Origin of the sequence: Bradyrhizobium sp. LLZ17, from assembly GCF_041200145.1 — a bacterium.
Lineage (GTDB): Bacteria > Pseudomonadota > Alphaproteobacteria > Rhizobiales > Xanthobacteraceae > Bradyrhizobium.
The window spans coordinates 4,859,163-4,874,986 of sequence record NZ_CP165734.1; the positions used below are offsets into that span (position 1 = coordinate 4,859,163).

Below are 15,824 nucleotides of genomic sequence, written 5' to 3' on the forward strand. Positions count from 1 at the left end.
CGTTAACGCCTCAGAGCGAGGCGGCCTGGAGGTGGTGGAGGCCGCCATGGGCGCCGACGATCAAGGCCGCGGCGTCCCTCTGCGAAAACGTCTTCGAGCGCACATAGATGCGGTAGTCGGCCGGGCCTTCGCTGGAGAGATAGATCGTCGGCCGGCCGCCGCCCGATTGTTCGGAAATCGCGACGAGGCGCGTCGCGGGATTGGCCTGGCAGGCACCCGGCTCCTCGCTCTCGCCGTCGTCGACCACGACAAAATCCGCCACGTCGGCGTCGTCGGTGATCTGCACCCGCACGGTCGCCTGCGCAGGATCGTCGGTGAAGGCGACCTGGATCCCGGCGGTCCAGAACAGGGATGTGAGCTCGACCGAGGTTTCGCCCAGCGCGATGCAGGGATGCGAGACCGATCCGATTTCGCTGCGGGCGAAGACTGCCGCGGCCAACAGGGGAACAACCGACGACAGGATCTTAAAACGCAACATGACACTCTACTCGCCAAGTACTCGCCAAGGCCCGGAAAGCTCGTATGGGAACTCACACACGCAGCTCTTGGGCCTTATGGTTTGCAGAGCGTAAAGGAAACTCGTTACCGCCGGGTTGACGCGCGTATCGTTCACGCGAGCTGCCGCACATCCTCCGCGAGTGCGCGGTAGGACAGCGCTTCGGCCAGATGCAGCCGGCCGATCCTGTCGGCGCCGTCGAGGTCGGCGAGCGTGCGCGCCACCCGCAGCACGCGGTGATAGCCGCGCGCCGATAGCCGCATGGTCTCGGCAGCATCGCGCAACAGCTTGGCGCCTTGCGCATCGGGCTTGGCGATCTCCTCCAGCACCGAGGCGGGCGCCTCGGCATTGGTGCGGACCTGCGGCAGGCCAGCATCCGCGTAGCGCGCTATTTGGATGTCGCGCGCCGCCGCCACGCGTGCTGCGACTTCGGCTGAGCCCTCCGCCGGCGGCGGCAGGATCAGGTCCGCCGCGGTCACCGCCGGCACCTCGATGCGCAAATCGATCCGGTCCATCAGCGGGCCGGAGATGCGGGACTGGTAGTCACCCGTGCAGCGATCGACGCGGCCGCGCTTGCAGGCATAGCCGGGCTCGAACGCATTGCCGCAGCGGCAGGGATTCATCGCCGCGACCAGCATGAAGCGGGCAGGGTAGGTGACGCGGTGATTGGCGCGGGAGACCGAGACCTCGCCGTTCTCCAGCGGCTGGCGCAGCGAATCCAGCACGCGCGGATCGAACTCCGGCAGCTCGTCGAGAAACAGCACGCCCTGGTGTGCCAGCGAGATCTCGCCGGGCTTCGCGCGCGCGCCGCCGCCGGTGAGCGCGGCCATGCTGGCGGAATGATGCGGGCTGCGAAACGGCCGCCGCGACGTCAGCGCGCCGCCCTCGATCTCGCCGGCGACGGACGCGATCATCGAGACCTCGAGCAATTCCCCGGGCGACAGCGGCGGCAGGATCGAGGGCAGGCGCGCCGCCAGCATCGATTTGCCGGCGCCGGGCGCGCCGATCATGAGGATATGGTGGACAATTAAATTACTAAATGTTAATAAATGCAGATGGTTATAGCTCATCAATCGATCCGCCCGAAAGCCTTTTCCTACGTCCGGATGTCTACCGACCTTCAGCTAAAGGGCGATAGCCTTCGCCGTCAGCGTGAAGCCTCCCGGAAATACGCCGAACGGCACGGCTTGGAGCTGGTCGACGACGACCGTTGGCATGACATCGGTGTCTCCGCCTACTCCGGCAAAAATATCGCGTCAGGAAGGTTCGGAGAGTTCTTGGAGGCTGTTCGGGCAGGCGAGGTCGAAAAGGGCTCATACCTACTCGTCGAGATCATTCGACCGGATGAGCCGTCAGGAGCCGATGGTAGCCCTGAAGCCTTTCATGGAGATCGTCGAGGCAGGCCTGATTCTGGTCACGCTGGACGATGAGCGCGTCTTCTCGGGCAAGATCAGTTTCGAAGACCTGATTATTTCGATTGCCAAGATGAGCCGGGCGAATGAGGAATCAGCTCGCAAGAGCGATCGGCTGTCCCAAGCCTGGAAGGCAAAACGGTCCGTCATCGGTCAGAAGAAGCTGACCGCAAGGTGTCCAAGTTGGCTGCGCCTGACCTCGGATCGGATGGGTTTTGAGGTGGCGGAGGACCATGCTGCCGTGGTTCGCCGGATTTTCGATGAGGCTGCATCTGGAATCGGTACGTTCACGATCGTTCGCCGGTTGAACGAGGAGGGCATACCGACATTCACCGGCAAAGGAGGGTGGCAGAACTCGACCGTCAATAAAATTTTGAGTGGCGCAGCGGCGGTTGGGACGTTCCAGCCCAATCGCATGGAAGGTGGCAAGCGGACGCCCGACGGAGATCCGATCCGCAACTACTTCCCGCGCATTGTGTCCCAGGTCGTGTTCGAGGCAGCACAACGCGGCCGGCTGGAACGAAAGACAAAACCTGAGCAGGGCCGAAAGGGTAGCGGTGGACCTAAGGGCAAGCATTTCACCAATTTGTTTTCGAAGCTGGCGGTCTGCGACTACTGCGGCAAGCCAATGCACTATCAAAACAAAGGCACGCCACCAAAGGGGCAGTCGTACCTCGTGTGCTCAAAGGCACTCCGCAACGATGGCTGCGAGATGATAGGTCGTTGGCGCTATGATCAGTTCGAGATCGACGTTCTTGTCCTTCGTCGAACAGCTTGATCTGGCTTCGCTGGTGCGGTCGAGCGAACATTCGAGCAAAAGAAGCGAACTCGCCTTCCAGATCGAGGCCGTCGAAGGGAGAATCAACCTTCTTCAGGAAAAGGTGCGACGTGCCATTGATACCAGCGTCGAGCTGGCAGATTTTTCGCAGCGAGATTCTTGCGGAAATCGTCAAGAAGGGAGAGCACGAGCTAATCGGAGCAAAAAAGGCGAGACAGCAATTGCGCCATGAGATTGCGATCCTCGACCAGACGGCATTGACGTATTACCAGCACCCGGACCAGGTTGCGGGGCTGATCGAGCGTGTCCGGGCCGCCAGAGGCGGAGATGTGTACAAGCTTCGTGCCCAAATAGCCTCAAGGCTGCAATCACTGATCAGTCGGCTGCGCCTGACCGTGGACCCCGACACTCAGCGATTCGAGGTGGTCTTCCGAGATGGTCAGGGCATGACGCTGTTCGTCGATCCTGATGACCCGGCGAAATTCATCCAGAAGGTCAGCGGGAAGGCACCGGATTTCGACGCGCTTTGCGCTGATGGCACCGTTGTCCAACTGCCGGCCGACGAACCAGCTTTGGGGGAGAAATAAGAGGCCGCAATTCAAAATCGGAGTGAATCGAACGTCAGCTTCCTCGAATGCCGCCGGAAAGTAAGGACCTCAACACCAAGTTGTTCGATCGCCTTATCGATCGAGATCGTTTGCCCGGCGAGGCAAGACTAAAATCTTCCGATGTGACCGGCCCAATAATTTCTCGTAGAGAAACAACTGGCCGATCCCACGTTGGATATCCGATGCGTCCGGGGTCACTTTGATTTCGAACAAAATGGGGGTGTTGCCGATCGTTCGCAAATCAGGACCCCATCTACCCACGCGACTATTTGAGTGACGAACGTTTAGCCCGTCAAGAAGCGCTACCAGCGCGTGCCATACGGGGCCATGCTGGCGTTTAACCTTTCTAGCGGCTTGCGGTCCCACATGGTAACTCCCCACAGGCTCAGGGAAGCTCTTCTCCGCATTTAGGACAGCTTGATCTTGCTTCGCGGCCGCAGCTCCCAACGAGTAATGGACACGAACCCGACGGCACTCCGCGACAAAAGCCCACATCTGATCTTGCAACATTCGAAAGGATGTATCGATGTTCGCTACAGGCAGATATTTCGCGATCGATCCATCGGAAAACCTGACGTCAACTCGTTTCATGGAGGATGATCGGTCGAACTGATCTTCGGAAATGTGGGCCCTTAGGATGGACATCCTACCACCGTGAAGAATCCAGCGTGAGCCGTCGGGCGCGGTGGCAATCACTCCCTGCATTGCCTTAATCCGTGCGCCGTGGGGAGGATTGATTTCAACAATCATGTTCTTGCGGAGATCAGACGGCTCGACTCGAATGGATTCCAGTAACGATAGTGTCCATTATCTTTTTTGAACTCTAGAAAGTGCCCCCAGAAGCCCAGGCGGGCGATCCAAAAAGTGTTTGCCCCCAAACCCGATATTGGCTCTGCGTCGCGGGAGAAGTTTGAACGCCAATCGTGCATAGCCTTCCGGACTACGAGCGGGTTCTCCACAGCTACAAAAACTTTGTTCATGCCAAGCTTCTCAGAAACAAATTTAAAGCCATTATCAATCGCTTTCCAAGATCCATCTATACAACCTTGGACCGCGAAGATGGAGTTGGCAACGAGCACGCCTATGCACGCGGAAGGAGCACATGTTGAGCGATCCTTGGGCCTTTGGCTGGACCCAGCTATTCACTCTGGCGGGGCTGATCATGTCAGCAGTGATATCATTCCTCGGCCTCCGGACGTTCGGAAAATGGAAGCGCGAGAAGCTCGAAGAGCGACGGCTTGAGATTGCGTACGACGCTCTCACGATCGCGTACGGATCGGAGATGGTCTTCGATGACATTCGCCGGCGGTTGGTCCGCGAGTACGAATGGGCGGATATGCCAAAGGAAGGATTGAGCGAGACGGAAGCCGAGCGTCGCCGGTCCTTCTATGGCATTATCAAGCGCATGGAGAGGCATAACGGCTTCTTCGAGCGCGTCCTCGTACTCCAGCCCAAATTCATGGCTGTCTTCGGAAAGCATACAGAGGCGATCTTCCAGAAACTCCACAAGGCCCGGAATAGCATCCAGGTAGCGGTCGAAATCCTGATCGAAGTGGACGAGCCGAAGACTGGGACTGAAGAATGGGATCTTGTGCTTCAGATGCGCTCCGATATTTGGGACCATTCGAGCTCCGGGGTTAAAGAGCCCAAGCGCGTGACCAAGATGTTGGAGGAATTCAGGGGCGACATAGAGGCGCTTTGCAGCCCGCTCACAAACGAGGAGTACAAGAAGGATAGAAGCTCGTAGGGGGATCCTGCGTTCAGTACGATCTGGAGACGCTATGCTCGGGCGAATATCGCCCGGCAAATACATCTGAGATCAGTGCGCGCTGCATACGATGCCGAGGTCCAAACACCCTAAACCGCACCGAGATGAAGACTAGGTAATAGGGATTCTCAAAAAGGTCACTCAGGATCTTAATTTCCCCCGTTGGGGAAACTACGGAGTCGGGTCAGATAGTTCTTGATCGCCTTTGGACCGCATCAAGTGATGCCACTGCTCGAATGGCCCTATCATGACAGAGTACCACGATCGTCCATCCCGAATATTCCGGCCCCTAAAAGATTGCCCTCAGAAGAAGTACAATGGTCCCTCGCGCGTCACGGTTTTGACCGACAGCCCATCGAGGGTGCATCGATACTCAGCGGCCCATCGCTTCACACCCGAGAACGTATCGCTTGCGCTCTCAGCGACGATCGATATCTCGACTGGGTAACGCCGAAGCGCTGCGATCTGTCTCGTCTCGTGGTCATCCTTGTTCAAAATAACGCTTGGCCTGCCCGTGGATGCGTTCATAGCTGAGTCCATTGCCGTGAGGTTTCTCAGGTCATCCGCATCGTAATCCGGAAAGTAAACAGCGAACGAAGGCTTTGAGCCCGTGGTGGCAATTTTTTCACCGATCTTTTGGCGGCAGTCTCGAACCAGAGACTTCAGACGTTCGTCAGATGCCTGACTGACCGCAGCTCGTCCTTCATCTCTCTGCTTTTTCTCTTCCAATGCTTTGCGCGCCGCTTCTGCTGTCTTAGCCGCTTCGGCCTGCTTCTGCTGTTCTAATAATAGCTCCCTCTCTCTCCGTTGGGTCTCCAGATATTGCGGGATTTGCCAAACAAGAAATCCGACGAACGAAACAACGGCGAAGATGGAAGCGATTTTCTTCATTATACAATCACCCGCGAAACAATGTTCAGCCATTCTGAGCAAAGATTCGTTCAGGGGAAATGCAACTATTTGGCGATGCACGTGGCGACGCTGAGAAGATGGGCCCTTGTTGACAGCTGCAGCACGCAAAGACGTCTAGCTGGAAATTTGGACACCTAGACCTGAGGGTGATCCGGCTGGAAAACAAGTCACGCCGCGCGATGACGATCTCCGCGCGCCCCTGCCAGCTCATGCGACCTTAGTGGGCGTACGAGGTTGCTGCACCCGCTAAACGTCGGAATTGCCGCTACTGGCGCCGTCCCTCAGGAAAACCGCGCTCCGATGGAAATCCAGGTATTTTGCCTGTGTGGCGTTGAATCGCCTCACGCCGAAGTCCTGGTCAGTCGATATGCCGAGCCGCGCAAAATCTGCAGGATCGATGTGAGGGGAGCGTAACAGGGTCCCGTCGTCCTCAAAGGAGATGTAGCCACGGTCAAAGAGCAGATCGACGTGGGGCGACAACAAGAGCCCGTTGTTACCATCTAGTCTCTCATGATTGTGTGCGCATGCGCGCCAAGGCTTGATATGACTGGCTCGTAACAATCTCGGATCAGCAACCTGGGTGAGACGGCAGCACTTTTCGATTTCGATCAGATTCTTTCGAAACCTTCCCTGACCACGGCGAGCCAGTACGACTGCTTGTCGTTCCGTCTCATCAATTGACGTATCGTTCCTGATCTTGACCTCGATCTGATCTTCAAGCCGGTCGATAGCATTTTCGGATGTAACCGTTTTTAGGACGATGGGACTCGAGCTTGGCCTCCAATTGCCGAGTGGACTAAGCAGTTCTTCAGCCATGGGCTCAGGCACAGAGGCCAAATACACGCTCTGAAGACCATCTCCCGTATCCCCTCGTATTGGAGAATACTTGCTCGGCAACAGGGGCCGCAGAGTCTCCAGAATGTCCTTGGGTCTGATGATTACAGGCGGTCGATGCCATTCAACAGGGACTAACCAACCATCTTTATCCCAAGCAGTATTTTCAAATTCAACGGGCCGATCGCCGGACACCGCCGGACTTTGGATGACGCCAATGTAAGGGATCAGCTGATCGATGTAGGAAAAGACGATATCGCCGACATCTACAAGGCGCATATTTTCGTAGAATCGATTGAAGCTTCCATCGCGACGCCGTTTAGGAGACCAAATGTAGCCACCGGCTATTTCGTGCTTCCCAGTCTGATTTTGGTTCACCCACCAGAAAGCCATTTCAGATTATCCCTATACATGTATCTGCCAGCACAGCTTGGCGCTTGCAAACAAGAGGGTATACTTTCGCCGGAGTGCAGTACAGCGACCCCTCGTGCAAGACGGTTAACGTAATGAACAATCAATCGGAGCAAACGATAACACGCACTCTGTTGGTCCTCGCAGAGTTTCACTTTCGATTCGGGCTCATAGGTATCGATGAGTACGCCGAGAGGGTTGAAATCGCGCGGTGGCTCGGCTCACAAGATTCGACAGCCGATCCCCGGAGAGATCTTGAAGCCGATGAAGGCTGTCATCGTAATGTATCCGAAGTACAGGGCAACGAAGTCGACGATAACAGCGCAGTCACATCAAACCATGATCAAACTCTCGATTCGATTGAACTAATCTTCCGAAAAAAATGGGTCTTCACAAAGTCTGATCCCGACCCGTATCCATCGACGCCCCATGGACACCTCAGCAATCAGAATCGCCGTTGGCCAAAGCTCAACCCCTACACTGGCCGCGTTTTTAAGGCAAAGCATCAGGAAGATGATTCGGCTCGCCTTAGCAAGTCGGATCTAGCCGATCTGTGGAGAGACGGAAGATTTCGCGACTTCTGCAGGAGCCATATCATTTGGTACGCCGAGCAACACCCCCATCATGTATTTCCAGTGTTGCATCCACTTCGCTTTCCAAGATGGTAGTTAGCTTCGCTCTATCTAATTCTGCATACGCCGCGGCCTCCTGCACCATCCCTGTTTGAAGCCGACTAAGATAGTTCTTGACAGTCTGCGGGTAGAACTTCCGCCCGGTTGTCGTCGTAATTCCCGTATCGTTCAAGTGCCGCGCGATCTCGCTGTAAGATCGCCGCAATAAATCCGCATCCAATTTCGCCCTGAGTTGGGATGCAAATTCGTTAGCGACCTTGCGATTCTTCGCGGCCAAATACTGACCATTCAGTCCAGAATCTTGCCTCGGCGTTTTGCTTCGGCCAGTGCTGCTTTTGTTCGTTCGGAAATCAGTCGACGCTCCTCCTGAGCAAGAGCCGCAAAGATATGAAGCTGGAAGTCGGTCGCGTTGGGCATTTCAGCGCAGACCAGGCCGATACCCTGTTCGAGAATGCTCGCAATGAAGCTGACACGGCGGGAGAAGCGGTCGAGACGCGCGATGACAATCTTGGCATTCTCGCGTTTGGCCAGCTGGATCGCTCGTTGTAATTCGGCACGTGAATCGTCCCTGCCCGACTGAACGTCACAGAACTCGGCAATAAGCGTTCCGGCGCCGGCCACGAAGTCAGAGATCGTGCGGTGTTGAGCCGCTAAGCCAAGCCCCGACCTGCCCTGGCGTTCTGTTGAGACGCGGAAATACGCGATGAATTTTGTCACAGCGAGGCAAACTCAATTTGTGCGCCGCATCAATCAAAAGTTGAGCTTAGACAACAGACATCCCATGCTATTCTTAGAAATTGCCGCCATGATTCCAAGTCTATGGCTGAGTCAGTTATAGGTAGTACGTGTCTAAGCAAATGCTTCACCAGGCCGAATTTACCAGGTTGCGGGCCCAAATCCGCATTGCTCGAAACGTTTACACCGGCCTAGCGCAATTCAAGCGCGATGCCGATGTTGCACAAGTTCGTCGGTTGCTCCCCCTCCTTCTCAGCTACCCGGGATACCGGAAAGTATTTTGGCCGTTTCCTCTACCAAAATCATACGGTCAACTCGGAGCTGGCGGGGTCCCGCTCATCACTAAGTTCGCTCGTGAATTTGTTTGGACAATCCAGTGTCTTCTGCCGTACTGCGAAACGATCAGTAGCTTTCTCGAGTACAAGCGCCTTTACGAGAATCATCTCCTAATGGGGGATGTCGACAGCATCACGAGAGTGCTGTCCGAAATTGAGGAAAAGTTTGGCGTTTCGCTCTGGCTTGCCGAAGCTCGTATTAATTTTCTTCAGACGTTCCGCGGATACGACGAGCAGGTAAAATTTGCGGACGAGCTAGCCGTTCGCCGCGGGACGCACCCACTAATCAGGTTTTTGATAAGCTGGATTAGCTCAAGAGCGAGCCAGCGCATCGCGCCGAACGAATTCTACAAACTCTTGCACGACGTCGTACCGATCGACAACGGCTTTACAGCCTTGACTCACGTCGTTCTAGGCCAGCACGAATTACCGAGTGAGCGAATTGCAGCATCTGCATTGGCATATGCCGATATATTTCCGGTAGTGGATCGGTATTTAATTTCGATAAGCATCGCCCAAGCCGCGCTAACCTCCTTCGACTTTGACGACGAGACGAAGGCGACTTTGTCTGATGAGCTATTCAGCCTGTTTCGCCGCGTTCCTAGCGTGGACGCAGCAAGACTCCTAGCTTTCTTGGGAGACGATCGCGCCGCGGACTACCTATCGTTTCCGCTTGTTGACTTACAAGATCTATATACACGTGGCGACTACACTCTCGCGTTGGACAAGGCAACCGCCGTCCAAGACAGCGACTCTTCGATTGAGGCGTTGGGGGTGCAGCTGTCATCCGCACTACAGTTGTCAGTGGAGGTAGATCGATATCAAGTCCTTTCGGACACTTCTCCGATAAAAAACATAGCAGCTGATCTCGCGCGCCTTATTGCGTTCGATCAAGAGGCGGATGAAGCAGCAACGCGCTTATCGAAGATAGCGCTAACGAGCTCAAATTGCGCCTGGTCTTCGTCGCTCTCACTCGTTCTAGAGCGCTACTATTTTGATGATCGTCTAGCTACGCGTTCGACGAGGAGCCTTTTTCATGCACTGAGATCGCAAAATAACCTCCCGTCGATGATCTTCGCGTATCATCAAGGTCCTCCGACTGGAAGCATCGAAGCGATCAAGCGCTATCCGCATTCGCAGACATGCGCCTTAGTCCTGGCGACAATTGGTCACGCGAACTGGGATAGTACCGTCCTCGATTCGGTGCCGGCTGATCGCGTGAGAAAATGGCAGGCAATTAGCCAAGTGAGACAAGGCTCGCCAGCCGGGGCAGTCAAGACACTGATGCCCTTGTATGAACGTCGGGCATCCGATTCGCGGTGGCATGACGTCGGCCGTCTCCTTGCTGGGGGGCTACTTGGAGCGGGTGATCTGCACCGCTGCTGCGAAGTGTCTGTCCAGTTGTTCGGATTGACCCGATGCTTTGCAAAGTTGCTTCCATTGCGTGCTCTCTTGTCTAGGCTTGTATCCGCCTCGGAAGCGCTGGAAGAACCAAATCCGTCGTTCTTCGGCGTTCTGGCGGTTGTTCTGGCGTTCGACATTTACTCACGTTACGTCTCGTCAGAGTACGACGAGTACAAAGCCGACGTGATGGAATGCGTAAAACGCTGGGAGCAATGCGAGAAACATGGCGTAGATACCAGCTTCTTACCCAACAACAGCGATCGACAAATATCGAAGAGCTGCAAAAGATGCTTGAGACCGCCCTCGGTGAGCGGATTGCGGTCCTGTCACTCACGCTCCCCCTAACTGAAAGCAATAAGCTATTCGCTAGGATGGTGTTCGAGGTGAGAGACATGTTCTCACTAAGCAAAGAGTTTGGATTGGACGCGAACCTTAGCACAAACATACGGCACGGGTTTGTTATGCGAGAGATTCGTGGCCCGTTACTCGCTCATCACCTTGTAACGAACAAAGACCGCGCAGCAGGTAGCTATCAAGCGAATATTCACTGGCTGGACAGGATGGAAAGCCTTCCGCAATACGCAACAGAGGAGATTGCAGACGCTCTAACGAAATTCTCTGAGGAGGTTGATGCGCAGATCGAATATCTAAATCGAAATATTATCAGAATACGTAGTGACCAAGCTAAAGAAGGGGTTTTCGACTTCACTATAGATGACGTTTCGATTCAGATACTGCAAAGGCGCTGCGAAAGAACTGCCGAATTCGATGACTTCTATGATGAGGTTATTGCGGCTTTGTGGACGCTTACTAATCGCGGGCTAGACACAATCAGAGAAATGCTATTCAGCCGCACATTGACGAGCCTACTCGGTTCGCTCCAGGCCCTTCAGGATGTTCTTCACAGGCGCAGCCACTATGAGGAGGTCTCGGGTCTCCTGTCCGCGACGAACCTTGTGCGGCCCGATCTTCGATCAGCGATCGAACGTGTTGCAAGCTGGTTCGCGATACCTAGCAACAATGAGTATCAGGATTACGATCTTCGCATTTCATACGAGGCAGGCCTGGCGACCATCAAATCGTACTATTCTCATCTTTCCATACAGTCGGACTTTACGGCAGATGAACCAATAGTGATGGCGGGATGGACCTTACCTTCGCTCGTGCGTCTGTTCTCCCTGCTCTTAGACAATTCTGCGTTTCACTCAGGGTTGGCTGGCGGCTCGCTGCGAATTGGAGTCGCGGCAAAACTTTCGAAGAATGTCCTCGAACTTCAGATTCGCAACAACCTTGGTGAAAGCGTCAACTTAAGCAATGTCCGCGCAAAATCCGCGACCATCAATGCTGAGTTTGGCCGAGAGCGTGCTTCCCAGTTGATACCGGTTGAGGGTGGATCAGGATATCCAAAGATTTGGAAGATCCTTGCTCACGATTTGGGCGGCAATCATGCACTGCAAGTGTCCGTGTCGGACGAGCGAGAGTTTGTAGTCGACATAATGCTAGAAGCTAAGGGTCTTGTCCTATGATGGTTCTGATCGTTGAAGACGATGATCATAAGCTAAATGATCTGCAAGAATTCGTTAAAGAAGTGTTTGCAGTGGACGACATTCGGATAGCCCGATCGTTTCAAAGCGGAATTAGATCTATTTTAGAGCTTCGTCCCGATTTCGTGTTCCTCGATATGACTATGCGCAATTTCGATCGCACATTAAGCGAAGAGGGAGGAAGGCCACACCCATTCGCTGGCCGAGAGATCTTAAGGCAAATGCAGCGAAGTCGGATTGGGGCACCGGTGCTGGTGGTTACTCAATTTGATCGATTTGGAGAGGAGTCTGACTATATGACGCTCGACGAGTTAGTGGATGAATTGTCGGCCAAATTCCCGAACTATATTGGCACGGTCCATTACCGTAGCAATGTTGACGACTGGAAGCCCTCGATTTTGCAAACTGTGGGCGGCTCCCTGCCAAGGAGACAACCTTGATCAAAGTCCTGGTCGTTGAGGATGACACCACAAAGTACGGTAAGATACATAACGTTCTAACCCAGACTGGGGTGAAAAGCGGCGATATCTTCCACGCAGTGACCGCTGCTAATGCAATGGTGGAAATGGGAGCTCATCATTTTGATTTGATGCTCCTAGACGTCAACATCCCTCGTCGGCTTGGAGAGTCGGTTCATAGAGGCGGCGGCGTCGAGCTTCTTGATGAGCTTCACCGCGATGGAACGATCTTTAGGCCAAGATATATTGTTGGATTGACGGCCTTTGAAGACGTAGTCGCAGAGTTCGGCGATAAGTTCACGGATCTACTTTGGACGTTGATCTATTACGCAGACAACTCGGATCATTGGATTTCGCAGGTTACTTCGCGGATTGAATATGTACGCGCAGCTAAGAACTCTGAGAACTTCAGTGACGGCAAAACATACGGAGTGGATTTAGCTGTCGTGTGCGCTTTGGAGGGCGTGGAGTTTGAAGCCTTACGAGGTCTCGACTTTGGTTGGCAGCCATTGAGGCTTTCCCACGATGAAACGCGATATCTAGCCGGCACCTTGAGTTCCGGCGCTAGGATACATTCGGTGGTCGCCGCTGCTGCGCCTCGAATGGGAATGGCATCGTCCGCGGTCCTGGTATCTAAGGTTATTGCTCAATTCCGCCCGCGCATTCTAGCGATGGTTGGGATTTGCGCCGGTCGAATTGAAAAGACTAACCTGGGCGATATCATTGTAGCGGATCCAACTTGGGACTGGGGCAGCGGGAAGATCTCGTCAGTTAACGATCAACCACATTTTCAGCCCTCTCCGCACCATATAGAGCTCGACACCGATATCTGCGCTCAATTGAAAGACTGCTGCTCGGACGTTGGTCTATTAGCTCGAATCAAGAAAGAAGCCCGAGGAGCGAAGCCCAGCAATGACTTGAGGGTACATTTCGGTCCCTTAGCGTCAGGAGCTGCTGTTGTTGCAAATGCAGATACTTTCATTTCGGTCTTGGCGCAGCACAGAAATCTTTTAGGCATTGAAATGGAGGCTTACGGCGTAGCGTTAGCTTGCAAGGGATCTGGCAAGCCTCGCCCGCGATGCTTGATAATCAAATCGGTGTGCGACTACGCAGATAAAGACAAGGCAGACGACCATCAAGAGTACGCAGCGAATACGAGCGCCTTGCTATTGTATCATACGGCAAGTCACTTGCTCCGAGAGCAGCACTGATGAGGTACGGACTTTAAATCATTATCCAGCGTTTATGTTTGACGCCTCGCATCCCTTACGGCGTGATCCGAGTCTCGGAGCGGCCGGGCGCGACGAAGCGCTTTCCGTCGCTATCTATGATGGAGTACGGAGTGATGCAAAAGAGCAGCCGCTAAGACTGGCAACGTGAGCTTCTTGCGCCCGGATTTACAGCTTGATCCTCCAACCCGATACGATGGGCTGGTAGTCGCCTCTGAAGCGCGTTCACAAAATCAAACAGCCAGCTACTAAATTGGTCTCCCCAAATGTCGTTATGGTCTTTGATGACGTCCTCAGATGTGGAAGCCACCAAAAAAGGATTGTGAGGGTAGCTTTCGGCTAGGCCCAGAGATGGCGTTTTCGGAATACGGGCAAAGCAGAGGCCAGATGCAAAGAAAGTTTCGTCGGTGCTGAAGCGGTTCCTGAAGCAAGTCTCGTAAGTTGACGGGTACAGAACATGCGTTTGAAATCGGTGGTAGTGACCCAACGTAGTCATCTCTCGCTCGGACCTGTAGGAATCAAGCCATTGGCCAACTGGAAACGCTTTCTTGGTCGCTAGGTCTCCTACGGAGGATATCGACACAAGAAGGGGTAGCTGACTATCAAACCTTTCCTCGTGTCGGGATGCGTCGTTTATCGCAGTGAACAAAGAGGCTTCAAAAGCTGGATTGAGGAGGATGATTGCATCAGCAGGACCCCGTATCGGCTTATAGCGGCCGCCAGGGTATCCGGGATGATTGTACTCAGTCTGATAGATTAGAGTCTGTCCTGTCGCCGAAAACAACAATCGAGCGCCGAAGCTGTGGCCAATGGCAACAAATTGATCCTTTCCCGATTGAGATTGATTCAGGACTGCTCCGACCGCTCCGACAATCTTCGTAACGACCGCTGATTGAGCGATCCGATCAGCGACCTGCTTCTTGGACCAAAACGTAAGGTTCTCAAGGTACGGCAAAGTCAACGGAAAGAGACGAGGTTTTGCATTCCATCCTATAAAAACGCCCAGAACTTGCTTCTTGTGAAGATTGGCCGCCGAAAGTTTGTCGACAAGTTCACCGAATCGCTTCCGATCTTCGTCTCCTCTGTCACCATTGTGCTTCCATCCGTGAATATACATCACGACTAACTTGGGAAGACTCTCGGCGTCTGATGAACGCCTGGGACGAAACTCTCCTGGACACCTTTCATAGTCCCAGTTGAGTTCGTAAAGGACGTCTGTGAGTTCGCATCTGTCGACAAATTCACCAGCGTTCGTGAGTCGAATTGAGAGAACGTTCCCCACATAAGCCGGACGCCTTGTGCGCAGCGGGTCATCTGATCGTCCGACTTTCGCGCATTTACTCTGCGAAGCGTCCGCAACTTGATCTATTCGGTCTGAGATGGTCGGTACCAGTAACAAGCCGACAAAACTTAGGGCCACGAAAGCGATGATAGCCTTGAGAGCGTTCCTCAAGAGAGGGGTGGACTGCCGCTTAGCCCTGAAGTGGAGCATGTATTTCACCACCCGCAATCAGAATCCATCAAGGCTTTCGTGTCGGTGATAATATTGATCAATGGTTGATCAGCGCCCTCACTCATCGTCGTGAGCGCTTGCTGTATCTCACCCCCTGAACTAGGCGGCGTCAGACCTTCATTTATCAAGACCGATATTGCGAGCACAATGCGATAGCGAACATGGAGGCGCTTGCACCATGTGCTTGCATCTAAGACAAGGTCGAAATCGGCCGCCCTCGGCTCGGCTATCGTCGCCGCGGTTAGCGCAAGTGCCAGAGCTTCATCCTTATGAGAGGATAGCAGCGCGCGGTCTAAACGAGACCTGACGACGATCTCGCCCATCTCGAGGGCGAGGGCGTTCTTTCGATGCAACCTTGTTCGGTAGTCAGCAATCTGCAGTCCGCAGTATTGGGATGCGAGCACGAGAAGTTCGTCCGGAACCTTAGTGGCTGTTTGATCACTGTGCTTCAGCCGGTGTGCGGTCCTCGTCTGGATCTGCATAGCCTGCACCGCAGTAACCCGCGTATTGACAGCGGTAATTCGCTGAGCCAGTTTGATGTCGACTCCGCGACGTCCAACAGTGATCTGTGCAGCTTGGCTGATCGCTTCAGAGATCCTCGTCATGAACAAACGCAGCTCAGACCTGAGAGTGCACACTCCGATCAACAAAGTAACCGGCCATGCCAGGGCCTTCACCAGTTCCACGAACTCGTGCATCGCAGAAATACTCCCAGCAGCCAGATTGTCAGTTTGCTCTGAACCATGATCAACCTC

At 54.2% G+C, this 15,824-nt stretch carries 16 protein-coding genes and 1 pseudogene; 8 read left to right on the plus strand and 9 right to left on the minus strand.

Features of this window, described 5'->3' with window-relative positions; all coding sequences use genetic code 11:
• Window positions 1-10 precede the first annotated feature (10 nt).
• On the minus strand, window positions 11-478 hold the full coding sequence (locus AB8Z38_RS23440; RefSeq protein ID WP_369720151.1) for a hypothetical protein: 468 nt from the start codon (window positions 476-478) through the stop codon (window positions 11-13).
• Window positions 479-609: 131 nt separating this feature from the next.
• Window positions 610-1,518: pseudogene (locus tag AB8Z38_RS23445) on the minus strand (YifB family Mg chelatase-like AAA ATPase); the annotation flags it as partial.
• An 84-nt stretch (window positions 1,519-1,602) separates the two neighbouring features.
• On the opposite strand from AB8Z38_RS23445, the gene AB8Z38_RS23450 reads away from it, so the two are divergent.
• From AB8Z38_RS23450 to AB8Z38_RS23460, 3 genes are all read left to right on the plus strand, one after another.
• A complete protein-coding gene (locus tag AB8Z38_RS23450) occupies window positions 1,603-1,926 on the plus strand; it encodes a recombinase family protein (protein ID WP_369726582.1) in 324 nt (107 codons plus the stop codon).
• On the plus strand, window positions 1,880-2,686 hold the full coding sequence (locus tag AB8Z38_RS23455) for a recombinase family protein (RefSeq protein ID WP_369720152.1): 807 nt from the start codon (window positions 1,880-1,882) through the stop codon (window positions 2,684-2,686). The genes AB8Z38_RS23450 and AB8Z38_RS23455 overlap by 47 nt, the downstream gene beginning before the upstream one ends.
• A gap of 110 nt (window positions 2,687-2,796) precedes the next feature.
• Window positions 2,797-3,273, plus strand: a complete 477-nt coding sequence (locus AB8Z38_RS23460) for a hypothetical protein (protein WP_369720153.1) — start codon at window positions 2,797-2,799, stop codon at window positions 3,271-3,273.
• A 93-nt stretch (window positions 3,274-3,366) separates the two neighbouring features.
• Here AB8Z38_RS23460 and AB8Z38_RS23465 read toward each other — a convergent pair whose 3' ends face one another.
• Entirely contained in the window at window positions 3,367-4,044 is a 678-nt protein-coding gene (locus AB8Z38_RS23465; protein WP_369720154.1) for a hypothetical protein, read from the minus strand.
• Window positions 4,041-4,373 (minus strand): hypothetical protein, encoded by a 333-nt coding sequence (locus tag AB8Z38_RS23470; RefSeq protein WP_369720155.1) that lies wholly within the window; start codon window positions 4,371-4,373, stop codon window positions 4,041-4,043. Before AB8Z38_RS23470 ends, AB8Z38_RS23465 begins: the two co-directional genes overlap by 4 nt.
• A 23-nt stretch (window positions 4,374-4,396) precedes the next feature.
• On the opposite strand from AB8Z38_RS23470, the gene AB8Z38_RS23475 reads away from it, so the two are divergent.
• Window positions 4,397-5,041 (plus strand): hypothetical protein, encoded by a 645-nt coding sequence (locus AB8Z38_RS23475; protein WP_369720156.1) that lies wholly within the window; start codon window positions 4,397-4,399, stop codon window positions 5,039-5,041.
• Window positions 5,042-5,365: 324 nt separating this feature from the next.
• Here the strand turns inward: AB8Z38_RS23475 and AB8Z38_RS23480 are convergent, their stop codons facing one another.
• The 3 genes from AB8Z38_RS23480 to AB8Z38_RS23490 all read right to left on the minus strand — a co-directional run bounded on the left by AB8Z38_RS23480 (window position 5,366) and on the right by AB8Z38_RS23490 (window position 8,568).
• Window positions 5,366-5,953: a hypothetical protein gene (locus AB8Z38_RS23480; protein WP_369720157.1), complete on the minus strand. Its 588-nt coding sequence runs from the start codon at window positions 5,951-5,953 to the stop codon at window positions 5,366-5,368.
• Between the two features lie 267 nt (window positions 5,954-6,220).
• Window positions 6,221-7,201 carry an HNH endonuclease gene (locus AB8Z38_RS23485; RefSeq protein WP_369720158.1) on the minus strand — a complete coding sequence of 327 codons (981 nt, stop codon included), beginning with the start codon at window positions 7,199-7,201 and terminating at the stop codon, window positions 6,221-6,223.
• 938 nt (window positions 7,202-8,139) lie between these two features.
• Complete coding sequence (locus tag AB8Z38_RS23490) at window positions 8,140-8,568, minus strand: recombinase family protein (protein WP_369720159.1); 429 nt, start codon at window positions 8,566-8,568, stop codon at window positions 8,140-8,142.
• 140 nt (window positions 8,569-8,708) lie between these two features.
• Here AB8Z38_RS23490 and AB8Z38_RS23495 point away from each other — a divergent pair, with 140 nt between their 5' ends.
• Genes AB8Z38_RS23495 through AB8Z38_RS23510 form a run of 4 tightly spaced genes read left to right on the plus strand, consistent with a single transcriptional unit; the run spans window position 8,709 to window position 13,538 of the window.
• Window positions 8,709-10,670: a hypothetical protein gene (locus AB8Z38_RS23495; RefSeq protein ID WP_369720160.1), complete on the plus strand. Its 1,962-nt coding sequence runs from the start codon at window positions 8,709-8,711 to the stop codon at window positions 10,668-10,670.
• Complete coding sequence (locus AB8Z38_RS23500; protein ID WP_369720161.1) at window positions 10,613-11,851, plus strand: hypothetical protein; 1,239 nt, start codon at window positions 10,613-10,615, stop codon at window positions 11,849-11,851. Before AB8Z38_RS23495 ends, AB8Z38_RS23500 begins: the two co-directional genes overlap by 58 nt.
• Entirely contained in the window at window positions 11,848-12,309 is a 462-nt protein-coding gene (locus AB8Z38_RS23505) for a response regulator (protein ID WP_369720162.1), read from the plus strand. Before AB8Z38_RS23500 ends, AB8Z38_RS23505 begins: the two co-directional genes overlap by 4 nt.
• Window positions 12,306-13,538: a histidine kinase gene (locus AB8Z38_RS23510; RefSeq protein ID WP_369720163.1), complete on the plus strand. Its 1,233-nt coding sequence runs from the start codon at window positions 12,306-12,308 to the stop codon at window positions 13,536-13,538. Before AB8Z38_RS23505 ends, AB8Z38_RS23510 begins: the two co-directional genes overlap by 4 nt.
• Window positions 13,539-13,689: 151 nt before the next feature.
• On the opposite strand, the gene AB8Z38_RS23515 is transcribed toward AB8Z38_RS23510, so the two are convergent.
• Together AB8Z38_RS23515 and AB8Z38_RS23520 are read right to left on the minus strand one after the other, a co-directional pair.
• Complete coding sequence (locus AB8Z38_RS23515; RefSeq protein ID WP_369720164.1) at window positions 13,690-14,676, minus strand: hypothetical protein; 987 nt, start codon at window positions 14,674-14,676, stop codon at window positions 13,690-13,692.
• A gap of 377 nt (window positions 14,677-15,053) precedes the next feature.
• A complete protein-coding gene (locus tag AB8Z38_RS23520) occupies window positions 15,054-15,767 on the minus strand; it encodes a hypothetical protein (RefSeq protein ID WP_369720165.1) in 714 nt (237 codons plus the stop codon).
• Window positions 15,768-15,824: the final 57 nt, after the last annotated feature.

Bases quoted from the DNA above. Each gene is read 5' to 3' on its own strand.
- AB8Z38_RS23450 (WP_369726582.1), top strand. From the start codon at position 1,603: ATGTCTACCGACCTTCAGCTAAAGGGCGATAGCCTTCGCCGTCAGCGT.
- AB8Z38_RS23500 (WP_369720161.1), top strand. From the start codon at position 10,613: ATGCTTGAGACCGCCCTCGGTGAGCGGATTGCGGTCCTGTCACTCACG.
- AB8Z38_RS23440 (WP_369720151.1), bottom strand. From the start codon at position 478: ATGTTGCGTTTTAAGATCCTGTCGTCGGTTGTTCCCCTGTTGGCCGCG.
- AB8Z38_RS23465 (WP_369720154.1), bottom strand. From the start codon at position 4,044: ATGATTGTTGAAATCAATCCTCCCCACGGCGCACGGATTAAGGCAATG.
- AB8Z38_RS23475 (WP_369720156.1), top strand. From the start codon at position 4,397: ATGTTGAGCGATCCTTGGGCCTTTGGCTGGACCCAGCTATTCACTCTG.
- AB8Z38_RS23480 (WP_369720157.1), bottom strand. From the start codon at position 5,953: ATGAAGAAAATCGCTTCCATCTTCGCCGTTGTTTCGTTCGTCGGATTT.
- AB8Z38_RS23520 (WP_369720165.1), bottom strand. From the start codon at position 15,767: ATGCACGAGTTCGTGGAACTGGTGAAGGCCCTGGCATGGCCGGTTACT.
- AB8Z38_RS23455 (WP_369720152.1), top strand. From the start codon at position 1,880: ATGGAGATCGTCGAGGCAGGCCTGATTCTGGTCACGCTGGACGATGAG.
- AB8Z38_RS23485 (WP_369720158.1), bottom strand. From the start codon at position 7,201: ATGGCTTTCTGGTGGGTGAACCAAAATCAGACTGGGAAGCACGAAATA.
- AB8Z38_RS23495 (WP_369720160.1), top strand. From the start codon at position 8,709: ATGCTTCACCAGGCCGAATTTACCAGGTTGCGGGCCCAAATCCGCATT.
- AB8Z38_RS23505 (WP_369720162.1), top strand. From the start codon at position 11,848: ATGATGGTTCTGATCGTTGAAGACGATGATCATAAGCTAAATGATCTG.